Raw genomic sequence first — 13,458 nt, 5'->3', positions numbered from 1 at the left:
GCTGTAAAAGCGCCCAAATCGATAAATTCAACGAAGAAGTTAAGGTGTGTTGCCACTGAAGTTATCGCTATTTTTTTGCTGATGGTTCAGATGATGATTAAACGCTGCTGCATCATTAGCCAAAGCATCAAGGTGCGCGCCGAGTACTTTTATTTGCCTGACGAGCGAATGTTGTTCTGGCAAGGTATTGGCCGTATTTAGCTTTCTCAGCAACATATCATTTTTCGCACGCAATGCTGTTTCTCGCGCTTTTGACTGCTCCAGCTCATGTTGCAGCGCTGTATAACTCGCCTGCCATGTTTGGTGCTGTTTCTCAAAAGTTGACTGCAACTCACTCATTGCATTGAGAAACTGTACTTCAAGCTCACGCATTGTCATTGCTTTTCCTTTATGACGGCTTCCGAATTTCACTGGGAGTATAACGAAATTTGAGCATAAGCTCATCCGCTAGAATCTGAGTCCTCCTGTGTTAACTTGAAGGGAGGGGTTGACTACTCCCCAATCAGGTATCCCAAGCTGCGGTTGCCATATTTAAATCCTATTGTGAGGTGATGAGGCCGAGTGTGTATTACTGGCGATATTCCTATATTCAATAGTGCCCACTCAATCACTCTCTTCACCTCTTTACTATGATAATTTTCGAACTGTAAATAATATTATCTGATTGAAATTCTTTGTATTCTATTATCATTTTTTTGATTTACCTCATCTAAAACTGATATTTATCACATAAATACTTTTTAATTCTAATCATTCGATAGAAAATTAGTGAATTCCACTAATTAGGGCATACATTACCCCTATTAACATTTGGTGCTACGCTTAACTATTTCTTGAATATTTTCCTGACAGAGAATGCCCTATATTCGCTAGCTAGATAATCAAAGGATGGTACATGTCTAAACGTCTATGGCTTCGTAATACCTTTCTAACCGCAGCTTTATTGAGTGCTTTGTCTCTTCCGATTAGTGCTGCAACCCCCCACACACTGCAACTGGCTATCGGTGATGAACCCACCGAAGGTTTTGACCCTATGTTAGGGTGGAGTCATGGCAGTTATTTGCTACTGCACAGCCCGTTACTCAAACAAAATGATGACCTTAGCTGGAACAGTTTTTTGCTGAGCGACTATAAAACCAGTGACGACGGTAAAACCTGGTTACTGACGCTGAAACCTGACCTTAAGTTCTCTGATGGTTCACCGCTGACGGCCAAAGATGTGGTATTCACATACAACAATGCCGCCGCCAGTGGCGGTAAAGTGGATATGGGGAACTTTCTGAGTGCCGAAGAGGTAGACCCCCTCAATGTGCGTATTCAGTTGAAAGCTCCGCAAAGTACCTTTGTGAACGTATTAGGCTCACTGGGGATTGTTTCCGCAGATAAATATGATGCTAAGACGTACGCACAAAAACCGATTGGTGCGGGGCCATATCGCTTAATCAGTTTCCAACCGGGTCAGCAAATGATTGTGGAAGCGAACCCCTATTACGCGGGGAATAAAAATGACTTCGACAAGCTAATTTTTGTCTTCCTCGATGAGGATAGTGCCTTTGCTGCCGCGCAAAGTGGCCAGTTGGGTGTCGTACGTATTCCACCATCCATGTCGGCCGGTCCAGTCAATAACATGAAGTTATGGGTCAGACCGAGTGTCGAAAACCGAGGCATTGTGTTCCCAACGACGCCATCGGGCAAAAAAGATGCGAATGGTTATCCGATTGGCAATGATGTCACGTCTGATGTTGCGATCCGCCGCGCCATTAACTACGCCATTAACCGCCAACTATTGGCTGAGCAAATCATGGAAGGCCATGCCATCCCCGCCTATACCGGCGTACAGGGATTACCGTGGAATAGCCCAGATTCAGCTATCAAAGATGGTGATATCGAGAAAGCCAAACAGATATTGGAAGAAGCCGGTTGGAAAGTGAACAAAAATGGTGTTCGCGAAAAGAATGGTGTGCCAGCGAAAATAACGCTTTGGTATACCAGCGGTGACACCACTCGTCGTGATTTAGCCCAAGCCGTGCGGTCAATGCTGAAACCTATTGGTATTGATGTCGATTTAAAATCCGGCAGTTGGGAAACCGTCGAGCGCAATATGCATGCTAACCCAACGCTATTTGGCTGGGGCAGTTTAGACCCAATGGAGCTTTACCATCATTACAGCAGCAAAGCGGCTGGGGTGGAGTATTACAATCCTGGGTATTACCAAAATCCAGTGGTGGATAAACACCTACAACAGGCGCTCGATGCGCCAACTTGGCAGCAAGCCGTGCCGTTCTGGCAACAGGTGGATTGGGATGGTACGACAGGGGCCGGTATTCGTGGCGATGCGGCATGGGCCTGGTTACTGAATATTCAGCATACTTATCTGGCGAACGAATGTGTTGATCTAGGTAAGGGAGCGCCGGAGATTCATGGCTCTTGGTCACTGCTCAATAGCCTGGATAGCTGGAAATGGACCTGTAAGTAATGAAGGGTGTTTCACTTTTCATTGTGCGTTTAATCTGCCTGCTGCTGGTCACCGCAGTAGGCACGTTTACGCTATTGAGTTTCTCACCAGTCGATCCCATCCGCGCCTACATTGGCAGTGATTTGTTGCATGTTCCGCCAGAGCAATATCCACTGATCGCAGCGCGTTGGGGACTGGATCTACCCTTATGGCAGCGCTTTCTGCATTGGTTTACCCAAGTCTTACAAGGGGATTTTGGTTATTCGATGCTATACAACGCACCGGTTTCGCAAGTTATCGGTGAGCGTTTTGCGACCTCATTTGCGTTACTGGTTTCGGCGTGGTTGTTCTCAGGGATTGTCGGGTTATTGCTAGGGCTGACGGCGGGGCGCTATCTCAATCGTTGGCCTGATCGGCTGATTTCAACACTGTCCTATCTATTGGCTTCACTGCCCACTTTCTGGATTGGCTTATTACTGTTGTCATTATTCGCGGTGAAACTGAATTGGGCACCCATTTGTTGTGCTTGGACACCGGGAAGTAGCGCAGAGACGGCCAGTTGGAGCGATAAGCTGCATCATCTTATTTTACCGATGCTGGCTCTGGGGCTACTAGGGGTCGGCAATATTGCCCTGCATACCCGCGCGCGTGTTGCCGAAGTGATGAACAGTGAGTTTATTCGCTATGCGCAAGCGCAGGGGGATAAAGGGTGGTCATTAGTGAATTTTCATATTTTGCGCCATGCCATTACACCAGCCCTTTGCCTGCAATTTGCGTCCGTAGGCGAATTGCTAGGCGGATCATTATTGGCTGAAAAAGTCTTTGCTTATCCCGGTTTAGGGCAAGCGACTATCGATGCTGGGCTTCATGGCGATATTCCACTCTTGATGGGGATCGTGATGTTTTGTGCCATCTTGGTTTTCTGCGGTAATAGCATCGCCAATGTGCTGTTACATCGCCTCAACAGGGGGGCTGCGCGGCAACTATGACCTATAACCCCAATCAAGCTTTGTTCCGGTTGTTTGTATCATTAGCTTTACTGTCTATTTTGATTATTTATGGTTGGGCTATTTATCCCCTCGAAGTCCCAATGGATCTAATGGCTCGTCGTCAGCCGCCGTCGTTGGCTTATTGGTTTGGCACCGACAGTCTGGGGCGTGATTTGTGGATGCGCTGTTTTCAGGGCATGACCACCAGCTTACAGATAGGTCTGATTGCCGCCTTTGCCAGCGGCATATTGGCAATGCTGACTGCCAGTTTATGTGCAGTGAATAAAACGCTGGATTACCTGATTCGCGGGTTGATTGACAGCATGCTGGCATTGCCACATTTGCTATTGTTAGTGCTGATTTGCTTCACGCTAGGCGGGGGGAAACAAGGCGTCATTCTGGCGGTGGCGTTAACCCATTGGCCAAAGCTGGCTTTGATCCTACGTGCGGAAATTTTACGTATTCGTGAAACCGATTATGTCATGTTGTCGCATCGGTTAGGCAACAGCAATTTCTACCGATGGCGTCACCATCTGCTACCGTTATTACTGCCACAATGGATTGTTGGCACGTTGTTGATGTTCCCACATGCGGTGTTACACAGCGCGGCACTGAGTTTTCTCGGATTTGGGCTATCCCCTCATGAGCCGTCGTTGGGAATATTATTGGCGGATGCATTACGTTACCTGAGTAGTGGGGCATGGTGGTTGGCCTTTTTCCCAGGGCTAATTTTAGTCGGGTTAGTGCTGATATTTGACCAGTTTGCCCGATCGTTGCAGCAGCTCTGGGTGAGGATAACCTGATGTTGAAATTTGATAGGTTTGCCATTGATGTTGCGCATTATCGCTGGTTAGGACGAAAAACTTGGCATCCATTGCTGAGTAATATTTCTTTGGAGATTAATCCTGGGGAGTTGGTCGCTTTAGTCGGCGGCAGTGGCGAAGGTAAAAGCTTGCTACTGCAAAGTGTACTGGGCTTATTGCCGGATAATATGCGCTGCCACGGTGAGATTATCCTTGATGGTGAAGTCCTGCGCGCTCAAGACAAAATTGAGCAACGTGGCAAAACCTTGTGTTACGTCCCCCAAGGGGTTAGCGCCCTGAACCCATTGATTAAAGTCGGCTCACAAATGACCCGAGCAGCGCAACTGAGCGGGGTGAAATTGCGGCTGGAAGATGTGGCTATGCAACTGCAAAACTACAATTTAGCACCGGGGCTGATTAATGATTTCCCGCGTCAACTCTCTGGCGGTATGGCCAAGCGAGTGCTTACTAGCTGTGCAACGCTGACCAATGCTCGTTATATCTTGGCCGATGAAGTGACCTCTTGGTTAGATGATGAACATGCCTGTCAGCTACTGACCCACTTACGGGCGTTTTGTCAGCAAGGGCGCGGTATTTTATGGGTCACACATGATCTCGCGTTGGCCGCACGCTTCGCCGATAAAATCGCGGTATTACATCAAGGGGAGTTGCACGAAACACTGAGCGCTGATGAGCTGAGAAATAACGGTGGTAGCCCGTGGTTGCAATCGTTGTGGGCGGCATTGCCGGAGCAGCAATTTGTGAGCAAGGCGATATCACCTGCGGAGGTGGCTGGATATGTTTAGTGTCGAGAACCTGACCATCGATCAAGGGGGGAAACGGCTATGGGATACGATCAGTTTTTCACTCAAAGCGGGTGAGAGATTAGGTATCTCAGCCCCGAGCGGTTTTGGTAAAACGACCCTTGGCCGAGTATTGGCGCAATGGCAGTCTGCTACTTCAGGGCAAATTCTACTGGGCGGCGCGCCCTTAGCAAAAAAAGGGTATTGCCCTGTCCAACTGGTGCCGCAGCACCCTGAACAAAGTTTTAATCCTTATCGAACAACGGGGGAAAGCTTGCATGATGCTTGGCGGCCTGATGACTATTGGCTCGAGCGGATGGTGGTGGATCCTGCTTGGCTGAAACGTCGGCCCGATGAGCTCTCCGGCGGGGAGTTGGCTCGAATAGCGCTGTTACGGGCACTGGACCCACGGACGCGTTTTTTAATAGCTGATGAAGTCACCGCGCAATTAGATGCTCATATTCAGGCCCAAATTTGGCAAGTTTTGTTGTCAGAAGCGGCCCATCGCCCGCTAGGGTTAATCGTTTTTAGCCATAATAAAGCTTTATTAGAAAAAGTGTGTTCGCGGATATGGATACCAGAAAGGGAAAATAATGTTTCGATAACGGGTGGATTACAGGGAAAGTCCCATATTGGCTTGGCAATGGTAAAAACGGGGTAGGATTTATATCGTGTGGAATAATAATTGATAAGATAATTTTAACTATCTCTTAATAAATCAGCGTGATAATTAGCTGATACAAGAGTATTTCTTGGCTGATTATTTTAATCACTTTGATTAAGGTCATGGTCTTATTTGGCTATGGGGAAAATGTACTTTTCAGATCTCTATAACTTAATTTTTGATGAGCCAAAATACACGAAGATAACCTCATAATATTCTGATATTTAAGTTTATTTTTATTTTTTATGGCACGATTTATTTTAAATTGATAATTAATGATCCCTTTACAGAATTTTGGTCTATATTGATTAAAGACTATTCTTTACGGCAACTTATTGATTTATAGCTGACTGTTACAGAAATGTTATATCGAAATCCCGTGTTAAATAAAAGGATTCTTAAGTTATGGCATTCGCTAGACAAGGCAAACGTTTAATCGATTTTTCCCTGTATGCCTTACTGTTGATTAATACAGTCACTCATTTTTGTTTTAGTAAAAAATTATTACTGAACGCAAGTTTCTTATTGATTGAAATAACGAAAAGCGGTAAAAAAAACTCACCGAAACAAATCATCATACAAATTGATTTAACAGGATAACCTCGACTCACTCTAGCTGTTGTTATTTACAGCGGTGTCATCGCGGTTATTTGTCATTTTCAGTACGTTATTTTCTCACTTTCACTTTCTTAACACGATACAGGAGGGCTTATGCAGCTCACCCCAAGAGAAGTTGAAAAGCTCATGATCTACACGTTGTCTGATGTGGCGTTCAAACGCAAAGCGCGTGGCTTGAAACTTAATTATCCGGAAGCTGTTTCGATTATTACAGTGACTGCAATGGAAGGGGCCAGAGATGGCAAATCCGTAGAAGATGTGATGAAAGAAGCCAGTAAAGTTCTGACTAAAGATGATGTGATGGATGGGGTAGCTGATCTGATCCCGAACGTTCAGGTTGAAGCCATTTTTACTGACGGAAGCCGTTTGGTTACGGTGCACGATCCAATTAAATAAGTCATGGCAGCATGCGAGTAAAACCTGAACTGATTAATGTAGAGGATTAAAGCATGAGCGCGAAGAAAAGTACTAAAGCGACGGCAGAAACAAATACCCCACTGGGTGGCTGTATTTTAGCTGACGCCCCGATCACGTTTAATGAAAATAAACCCGTTACCAAAGTCAAAGTGCGTAATACCGGTGACCGCCCTATCCAGATAGGCTCACATTTCCACTTTTTTGAAGTTAACCGCGCACTGGAATTTGATCGTGCTGCGGCCTATGGCAAACGCCTGAATATCTCTTCAACCACCGCAATCCGTTTTGAACCCGGCGATGAAACTGAAGTTTCGTTGATTCCTTACGGTGGTAAACAAACCCTGTACGGTTTTAACAATCTGGTCGATGGCTGGACCGGTGAAGGCGTGGTGCCGAATAGTGAGCGCCCAGATAAGCTTGAAGCTATCCGCCGAGCGGCTGCACGTGGTTTTAAATCGTCTAAATAAAACGCTATCTACCTAGCAACTCATCGAAATTCGCAGACGTGTGATGAAAAAAACCATGACACGCACCGGAAAAAGAAAGGAGCGACAGATGCCTCAAATTTCTCGGCAAGAATACGCGGGTCTATTTGGCCCAACGACGGGCGATAAAATCCGGTTGGGTGACACCAATCTGTTTATCGAAATCGAAAAAGACCTGCGCGGATATGGTGAAGAGTCGGTTTACGGTGGGGGGAAATCCCTGCGTGACGGGATGGGCGCGAATAACCAACTGACCCGTGATAATGGTGTGCTGGATTTAGTGATTACCAACGTTACCATTGTGGATGCTCGTCTGGGGGTGGTGAAAGCCGACGTGGGCGTCCGTGATGGTAAAATTGTTGGGATCGGTAAAAGTGGTAACCCTGGTGTGATGGACGGCGTGACCCCTGGTCTGGTCGTCGGTGTGAGTACCGATGCGATTTCAGGTGAGCACTTGATTCTTACCGCCGCAGGTATCGACTCACATATTCATTTTATTTCACCTCAGCAGGCTTACCATGCGTTATCCAATGGCGTGGCGACCTTCTTCGGCGGCGGGATTGGCCCAACCGATGGTACCAACGGCACCACGGTGACACCAGGCCCATGGAACATTCGTCAGATGCTCCGTTCCGCTGAAGGTCTACCGATCAACGTCGGTTTTCTCGGGAAAGGTAATGCCTTTGGCCGTGGTCCATTGATAGAACAAGCGATTGCTGGCGTGGTGGGTTTTAAAGTTCACGAAGACTGGGGCGCGACGGCTAACGCTATTCGACATTCATTGCGGATGGCTGACGAGATGGATATTCAAGTATCCGTGCACACCGACAGTCTGAACGAATGTGGCTATGTGGAAGATACCATTGATGCATTCGAAGGCCGCACTATCCATACGTTCCATACCGAAGGGGCGGGTGGGGGCCATGCGCCGGACATTATCCGCGTTGCCAGCCAAATGAACGTGTTACCAAGCTCCACTAACCCAACCCTGCCGTATGGTGTTAACAGCCAAGCTGAGCTGTTCGACATGATCATGGTGTGCCATAACCTCAACCCGAATGTGCCAGCGGACGTTTCCTTCGCGGAAAGTCGCGTGCGGCCGGAAACCATTGCAGCAGAAAACGTCCTGCACGATATGGGGGTGATCTCCATGTTCTCCAGTGACTCTCAAGCCATGGGCCGTGTGGGGGAAAACTGGTTGCGCATTATACAAACTGCGAATGCGATGAAAGCGTCTCGCGGTAAATTGCCAGAAGATGATGCCAATAACGACAACTTCCGCGTACTGCGTTATGTCGCGAAAATCACCATCAACCCAGCGATTGCGCAAGGTGTTAGCCATGTCATCGGTTCAGTTGAAGTGGGCAAAATGGCCGATTTGGTGCTGTGGGATCCACGCTTCTTTGGTGCTAAACCAAAACTGGTTATCAAAGGCGGCATGATTAACTGGGCAGCAATGGGTGATCCAAATGCCTCATTACCGACCCCTCAGCCGGTGTTCTATCGTCCAATGTTTGGTGCTCTGGGTAAAACCATGCAAGACACCTGCGTCACGTTTGTCTCTCAGGCTGCACTGGACGATGGCGTGAAAGAGAAGGCTGGGCTGGATCGTCAGGTGATGGCGGTTAAAAACTGCCGAACCATCTCTAAACGCGATCTGGTGCGTAATGACCAAACACCAAATATTGAAGTGGACCCTGAAACCTTTGCGGTGAAAGTGGATGGTGTACATGCCACCTGTGATCCGATTGAAACAGCCTCTATGAACCAGCGCTATTTCTTTGGTTGATAGAGACGTTTCTTTGGTTAGCAGACAAGTCGGCTGATGTTGTTGGACGTGGCCCTCGATTTGACGGGCCCGTCCCTTTCAGAATTCAGCTTGCTCAGGTCAGTGTCATCTCGTCTTTGGATCGGGCGACCAACAATGACTGGGATGTTTGGCAAGAAACGGACTTCATGACGGTGGGCAACTGATGACTGGCAATGGATAAACGCAAGGAGTGACAGCATGATTTTGATAGAACACATTCTTGGCAATGTAAAAAAAGATCCGGTTTGGCAAGAGAAACTTAAAGATGCCACTTTCGACTTATTGGTATTGGATCAGCGGGAAGCGCAAAAAAGTCGCTGCCGTAAAGCCAGTACGCAAGGTCTGGATTTGGGGATTTCTCTCGATCGAAATGTCGTACTTGCTGATGGTGATGTACTGGCTTGGGATGAAGAAAGTCGTGTTGCCGTCGTGGTACAGATCAATTTGCGGGATGTCATGGTGATTGATCTTAGCGAGTTGAAAAGCCGTTCAACAGATGAACTGATTAAGACCTGCTTTGAACTGGGACATGCGTTAGGTAATCAGCATTGGAAAGCCGTCACCAAAAATAATGAGGTGTATGTACCGCTGACCGTAGCCACCACCATGATGGATTCAGTGATGAGAACTCATGGCTTCCAGCATCTTCCTTTCCGTTTTGTTAAAGGCGCAGAAATTCTTCCCCTGCTGAGTAACTCAGAAGCTCGGCTGCTGTTTGGTGGCGCGGAAGATACAGATACTCACGTTCATGTCGCCAGCCCCTTAGATGAGCCCCATGGTTCCGGCCTACATATTCACGCCATTCATTCCCATGGCGATGGGCATAGTCATGATCACGGCCATGATCACAGTCATGGTGACCATGATCACGACCATAAACACTGATTAAGAATGAGGGCACCGCGATGAACGCATCAGATCTCATTCGTATTATGCAATTTGGTGATTCCGTCCTGCCGGTCGGGGCCTTTACGTTTTCCAATGGCGTGGAATCCGCCATTCAGACCGGCGTCGTTCATGATGTGGCGACATTAAAAGGTTTTGTCCTGACGGCGCTTAAACAGGCAGCCAGTTGTGATGGGATGGGGGTGGTAGCCGCCCACCGCGCCGTGATGGCTGATGATCGGGATGGCATCATCCGTGCCGATTGGGCCGTGAACAACCGCAAGCTCAATGAAGAAAGCCGCTTAATGGCGACCCGTATGGGGAAAAAGCTGGCAGAGATGTCAATCCACGTGGTGGAGCATCCACTGATTAGCTGGTGGCTGGAACAGATTAAAAGCGGCAACGCTGCTGGGACGTATCCGGTCACTCAAGCGGTGGTGATGGCCGCTCAAGGAATAGGGCAACGTGAAGTGGTGGTGATGCATCAATACGGTGTGGCGATGACCATTCTCAGTGCGGCCATGCGTTTGATGCGCGTTACCCATTTCGATACTCAGCACATTCTGTTTGAGCTGAACCATGACATTGAGACATTTTGCGATATTGCCGAGATTGGCGATATCAATCAAATGTCTTCTTATGTCCCTATTGTGGATGTGTTGGCGGCGGTGCATGTGAAGGCACACGTTCGTCTCTTTAGTAATTGAGCCGCCATTAATGGCGAGGCTCCCGACACACAATGAATTCTGAGTGTTGAGTGAACGTGTTCACTTGGCACATAGGCAACATCAGATAAAAAAGAAGAGGATTACTCCGTGAATAGCCATTCAACCGATAAACGCAAAAAGATTACTCGCATTGGTATTGGTGGCCCGGTGGGGTCAGGTAAGACCGCCATTATTGAAGTGATCACCCCTATTTTGATTAAGCGGGGCATTAAGCCCCTCATTATTACCAACGATATCGTGACCACTGAAGATGCTAAGCAAGTGAAACGTACGCTTAAAGGCATTTTGGACGAGGAAAAAATCCTCGGGGTAGAAACCGGTGCTTGCCCGCACACGGCGGTACGTGAAGATCCGAGCATGAATATCGCTGCCGTAGAAGAAATGGAAGAACGCTTCCCCGACAGCGACCTAATTATGATTGAAAGTGGCGGCGATAACCTGACACTGACGTTCAGCCCTGCGCTAGCAGACTTCTATATCTATGTTATCGATGTGGCCGAAGGGGAAAAAATCCCGCGTAAAAACGGCCCAGGTTTAGTTCAGGCAGACATCTTGGTCATCAATAAAATCGACTTGGCACCTTACGTTGGGGCGAGCTTAGATGTGATGGAAAGTGATACCAAAGTGGTTCGCGGTGAGCGCCCATATATTCTGACCAACTGCAAAACAGGGCAAGGCATTGAAGAGCTGGTGGACATGATTATGCGTGACTTCTTATTTACTCACGTACAACCGCAAGGAGCGAATGCATGACATCCCAGAGCCAGAATATCGTGGAAACACCTTCACGGGTTCGCGCTCACGCATTAGGGACTCACGCGCCGGAACTCGCGGAATATCAGGACGAACCGGCGCAAATGCGTAGCGGGGCCGTAGGAAAAAGTGGCTATCTTTACCTGAGATTTGCTAAACGTGAGCACCGCAGTATTTTGGTCGAAATGGAACGACGGGTGCCCTCAATGGTGCAAAAAGCGTTGTATTGGGATGAAGAAATGCCCGAATTACCCTGTGTCACCATGATTTCAACATCAGGGTGCATTCTGCAAGGTGATCGGCTGGCAACAGATGTGCACGTGGAAGCTGGCGCTTGCGCCCATGTCACCACTCAGTCTGCCACCAAAGTTCATATGATGAATGCCAATTACGCGTCGCAGATTCAAAATTTCACGGTAGAAGAGGGGGGCTATTTGGAGTTTATGCCGGACCCACTGATCCCTCATCGGAATTCACGGTTTATCACAGATACCACCATTAATATTCATCCGACGGCGACGGCAATTTATTCAGAAGTGTTGATGTCAGGGCGTAAATATCACCACGAGGATGAACGTTTTGGTTTCGATGTTTATTCATCCCGAGTTGCCGCCCACCATTTGGCGGGTAAAGAGCTGTTTGTTGAAAAGTATGTGTTAGAGCCAAAGACCGAGAGCCTTGATGCCGTTGGTGTTATGCAGTCATTTGATGCCTTTGGCAACGTCATTCTATTGACGCCGAAAGAGCATCATGACCGCATTTTGACGCGGGTACCGGCACGTTTTGATATCAAGGGCGGTATTGCCAGTGGTGCGACACGCTTACCTAATGATTGCGGCATCGTGTTTAAAGCGCTGGGTATCGATAGCGCGGGTGTTAAGGAAGAAATCAGGCAATTTTGGAAGATAGCGCGTGAGGAAATTCTGGGTGTGACATTGCCGGAAAAATTCTTGTGGCGTTAGGTGTAACCCAACGGTATCCCGCTTCATGGATACCGGTATGGCTGCATGCAACTTCAAGTTAGAAAGGTAAACATGATGAATACTAAAACCGGCAATTTATCTGGCTGGGCGCAGCTCAGCAATTCGAATGTTTTCATTGAATTTATCGATACAACACTGCGCGGCTGTGCTCAGGTTATGTTCCAAAATAACCCATTAACGGGCTTATTCTTTTTTATCGCCATATTTGTTGGTGCTTATGGTGAAGGGAATCCGGCAGTTGCCTTTGGTTGTGTGCTGGGGACCGCGGTGGCCACACTCACTGGGCTTACCATGCGTGATCGCGCCTCTTGGCGATCAGGATTATATGGCTATAACGGCTGCCTGGTCGGCGCGGCATTACCGACATTTTTGGTCGCAACACCGGTAGTTTGGGCCTGTATTATCTTAGGCAGCATTGTGTCGGTGATCGTCATGGCATGTATCGCCGACATTTTAAAAACGTGGAAAGTCGCGGCACTGACTGCACCGTTTGTCTTAACGACTTGGATGATATTACTGGCCAGCTATGCCTTTGCCGGTTTGCATAGTAGTGGATTACCCACGCCTGCGCTCCCGCACCCATTTGTTTTAGCGGCGGGAACAGCGACGGGCGCTAATATTTTTGTCACTCTGTTTAATGGTATTTCTGAGGTTTTCTTATTAAGTAGCTTGGTTGGCGGCATTCTTTTTGTCATTGGGTTAGCCGTGGAATCACTCTGGGCTGCGGTCTTTGCTATCGGCGGTTCAATTCTCGCTATTTTCACTGCCATGTTCCTTGGCGCGGATCCTAGTAGTATCGATGCTGGCATGTACGCATTCAGTGCGGTATTAACTGCAATTGCATTGGGTTCAACCTTTAATAAGCCCAGCTGGCGTGTGTTGGCTTATACCATTATCGGCGTTATCTTCACGGTTATTGTGCAGGGTGCCCTGAACATATTATTGTCCCCGATCGGTATTCCGACCCTCACAATGCCTTTTGTTCTCGCATCATGGTTATTCCTGGTTCCTAATCAAGATGTCATGCCGGCGCACAGACAATAACGATATTATTCTGGAGTACAA

At 47.8% G+C, this 13,458-nt stretch carries 15 protein-coding genes; 14 read left to right on the top strand and 1 reads right to left on the bottom strand.

What is annotated here, in order from left to right:
- Nucleotides 1-39: 39 nt before the first annotated feature.
- The gene (locus tag BN68_RS16485) at nucleotides 40-378 is read right to left on the bottom strand and encodes an MbeD/MobD family mobilization/exclusion protein (protein WP_019212275.1); all 339 of its coding nucleotides are present in this window, start codon (nucleotides 376-378) and stop codon (nucleotides 40-42) included.
- A 517-nt stretch (nucleotides 379-895) separates the two neighbouring features.
- Here BN68_RS16485 and BN68_RS16480 point away from each other — a divergent pair.
- The 14 genes from BN68_RS16480 (at nucleotide 896) to yut (ending at nucleotide 13,437) form a co-directional block, all read left to right on the top strand.
- Nucleotides 896-2,476: an ABC transporter substrate-binding protein gene (locus BN68_RS16480; protein WP_019212274.1), complete on the top strand. Its 1,581-nt coding sequence runs from the start codon at nucleotides 896-898 to the stop codon at nucleotides 2,474-2,476.
- Nucleotides 2,476-3,444 (top strand): ABC transporter permease, encoded by a 969-nt coding sequence (locus BN68_RS16475; protein WP_019212273.1) that lies wholly within the window; start codon nucleotides 2,476-2,478, stop codon nucleotides 3,442-3,444. The genes BN68_RS16480 and BN68_RS16475 overlap by 1 nt, the downstream gene beginning before the upstream one ends.
- Nucleotides 3,441-4,247, top strand: coding sequence for an ABC transporter permease (locus BN68_RS16470; RefSeq protein ID WP_019212272.1), 807 nt, complete (start codon nucleotides 3,441-3,443; stop codon nucleotides 4,245-4,247). The genes BN68_RS16475 and BN68_RS16470 overlap by 4 nt, the downstream gene beginning before the upstream one ends.
- The gene (locus BN68_RS16465) at nucleotides 4,247-5,053 is read left to right on the top strand and encodes an ATP-binding cassette domain-containing protein (RefSeq protein ID WP_019212271.1); all 807 of its coding nucleotides are present in this window, start codon (nucleotides 4,247-4,249) and stop codon (nucleotides 5,051-5,053) included. Before BN68_RS16470 ends, BN68_RS16465 begins: the two co-directional genes overlap by 1 nt.
- Complete coding sequence (locus BN68_RS16460) at nucleotides 5,046-5,711, top strand: ATP-binding cassette domain-containing protein (RefSeq protein ID WP_019212270.1); 666 nt, start codon at nucleotides 5,046-5,048, stop codon at nucleotides 5,709-5,711. Before BN68_RS16465 ends, BN68_RS16460 begins: the two co-directional genes overlap by 8 nt.
- 408 nt (nucleotides 5,712-6,119) lie before the next feature.
- On the top strand, nucleotides 6,120-6,314 hold the full coding sequence (locus BN68_RS24375) for a hypothetical protein (RefSeq protein WP_019212269.1): 195 nt from the start codon (nucleotides 6,120-6,122) through the stop codon (nucleotides 6,312-6,314).
- Nucleotides 6,315-6,425: 111 nt separating this feature from the next.
- A complete protein-coding gene (locus BN68_RS16450; RefSeq protein WP_002215288.1) occupies nucleotides 6,426-6,728 on the top strand; it encodes an urease subunit gamma in 303 nt (100 codons plus the stop codon).
- A gap of 53 nt (nucleotides 6,729-6,781) precedes the next feature.
- The gene (gene ureB / locus BN68_RS16445; protein ID WP_019212268.1) at nucleotides 6,782-7,216 is read left to right on the top strand and encodes an urease subunit beta; all 435 of its coding nucleotides are present in this window, start codon (nucleotides 6,782-6,784) and stop codon (nucleotides 7,214-7,216) included.
- Nucleotides 7,217-7,304: 88 nt separating this feature from the next.
- Nucleotides 7,305-9,023, top strand: a complete 1,719-nt coding sequence (locus tag BN68_RS16440; protein WP_019212267.1) for an urease subunit alpha — start codon at nucleotides 7,305-7,307, stop codon at nucleotides 9,021-9,023.
- A gap of 219 nt (nucleotides 9,024-9,242) precedes the next feature.
- Nucleotides 9,243-9,929, top strand: a complete 687-nt coding sequence (ureE, locus tag BN68_RS16435) for an urease accessory protein UreE (protein ID WP_019212266.1) — start codon at nucleotides 9,243-9,245, stop codon at nucleotides 9,927-9,929.
- A 20-nt stretch (nucleotides 9,930-9,949) separates the two neighbouring features.
- Entirely contained in the window at nucleotides 9,950-10,636 is a 687-nt protein-coding gene (locus tag BN68_RS16430) for an urease accessory protein UreF (protein ID WP_019212265.1), read from the top strand.
- A 108-nt stretch (nucleotides 10,637-10,744) separates the two neighbouring features.
- Nucleotides 10,745-11,410 (top strand): urease accessory protein UreG, encoded by a 666-nt coding sequence (ureG, locus tag BN68_RS16425; protein ID WP_019212264.1) that lies wholly within the window; start codon nucleotides 10,745-10,747, stop codon nucleotides 11,408-11,410.
- Nucleotides 11,407-12,372 (top strand): urease accessory protein UreD, encoded by a 966-nt coding sequence (locus BN68_RS16420; RefSeq protein WP_019212263.1) that lies wholly within the window; start codon nucleotides 11,407-11,409, stop codon nucleotides 12,370-12,372. Before ureG ends, BN68_RS16420 begins: the two co-directional genes overlap by 4 nt.
- Before the next feature lie 75 nt (nucleotides 12,373-12,447).
- Nucleotides 12,448-13,437 (top strand): urea transporter, encoded by a 990-nt coding sequence (yut, locus tag BN68_RS16415; RefSeq protein WP_019212262.1) that lies wholly within the window; start codon nucleotides 12,448-12,450, stop codon nucleotides 13,435-13,437.
- Nucleotides 13,438-13,458: the final 21 nt, after the last annotated feature.

This window comes from Yersinia massiliensis CCUG 53443 (genome assembly GCF_000312485.1).
Classification (GTDB): domain Bacteria; phylum Pseudomonadota; class Gammaproteobacteria; order Enterobacterales; family Enterobacteriaceae; genus Yersinia; species Yersinia massiliensis.
The sequence above is the reverse complement of the archived record's forward strand: the minus strand, read 5'-3'. Positions and strand labels throughout refer to the sequence as shown.

Bases quoted from the DNA above. Each gene is read 5' to 3' on its own strand.
- BN68_RS16485 (WP_019212275.1), bottom strand. From the start codon at position 378: ATGACAATGCGTGAGCTTGAAGTACAGTTTCTCAATGCAATGAGTGAG.
- BN68_RS16480 (WP_019212274.1), top strand. From the start codon at position 896: ATGTCTAAACGTCTATGGCTTCGTAATACCTTTCTAACCGCAGCTTTA.
- BN68_RS16475 (WP_019212273.1), top strand. From the start codon at position 2,476: ATGAAGGGTGTTTCACTTTTCATTGTGCGTTTAATCTGCCTGCTGCTG.
- BN68_RS16470 (WP_019212272.1), top strand. From the start codon at position 3,441: ATGACCTATAACCCCAATCAAGCTTTGTTCCGGTTGTTTGTATCATTA.
- BN68_RS16465 (WP_019212271.1), top strand. From the start codon at position 4,247: ATGTTGAAATTTGATAGGTTTGCCATTGATGTTGCGCATTATCGCTGG.
- BN68_RS16460 (WP_019212270.1), top strand. From the start codon at position 5,046: ATGTTTAGTGTCGAGAACCTGACCATCGATCAAGGGGGGAAACGGCTA.
- BN68_RS24375 (WP_019212269.1), top strand. From the start codon at position 6,120: ATGGCATTCGCTAGACAAGGCAAACGTTTAATCGATTTTTCCCTGTAT.
- BN68_RS16450 (WP_002215288.1), top strand. From the start codon at position 6,426: ATGCAGCTCACCCCAAGAGAAGTTGAAAAGCTCATGATCTACACGTTG.
- ureB (WP_019212268.1), top strand. From the start codon at position 6,782: ATGAGCGCGAAGAAAAGTACTAAAGCGACGGCAGAAACAAATACCCCA.
- BN68_RS16440 (WP_019212267.1), top strand. From the start codon at position 7,305: ATGCCTCAAATTTCTCGGCAAGAATACGCGGGTCTATTTGGCCCAACG.
- ureE (WP_019212266.1), top strand. From the start codon at position 9,243: ATGATTTTGATAGAACACATTCTTGGCAATGTAAAAAAAGATCCGGTT.
- BN68_RS16430 (WP_019212265.1), top strand. From the start codon at position 9,950: ATGAACGCATCAGATCTCATTCGTATTATGCAATTTGGTGATTCCGTC.
- BN68_RS16420 (WP_019212263.1), top strand. From the start codon at position 11,407: ATGACATCCCAGAGCCAGAATATCGTGGAAACACCTTCACGGGTTCGC.
- yut (WP_019212262.1), top strand. From the start codon at position 12,448: ATGAATACTAAAACCGGCAATTTATCTGGCTGGGCGCAGCTCAGCAAT.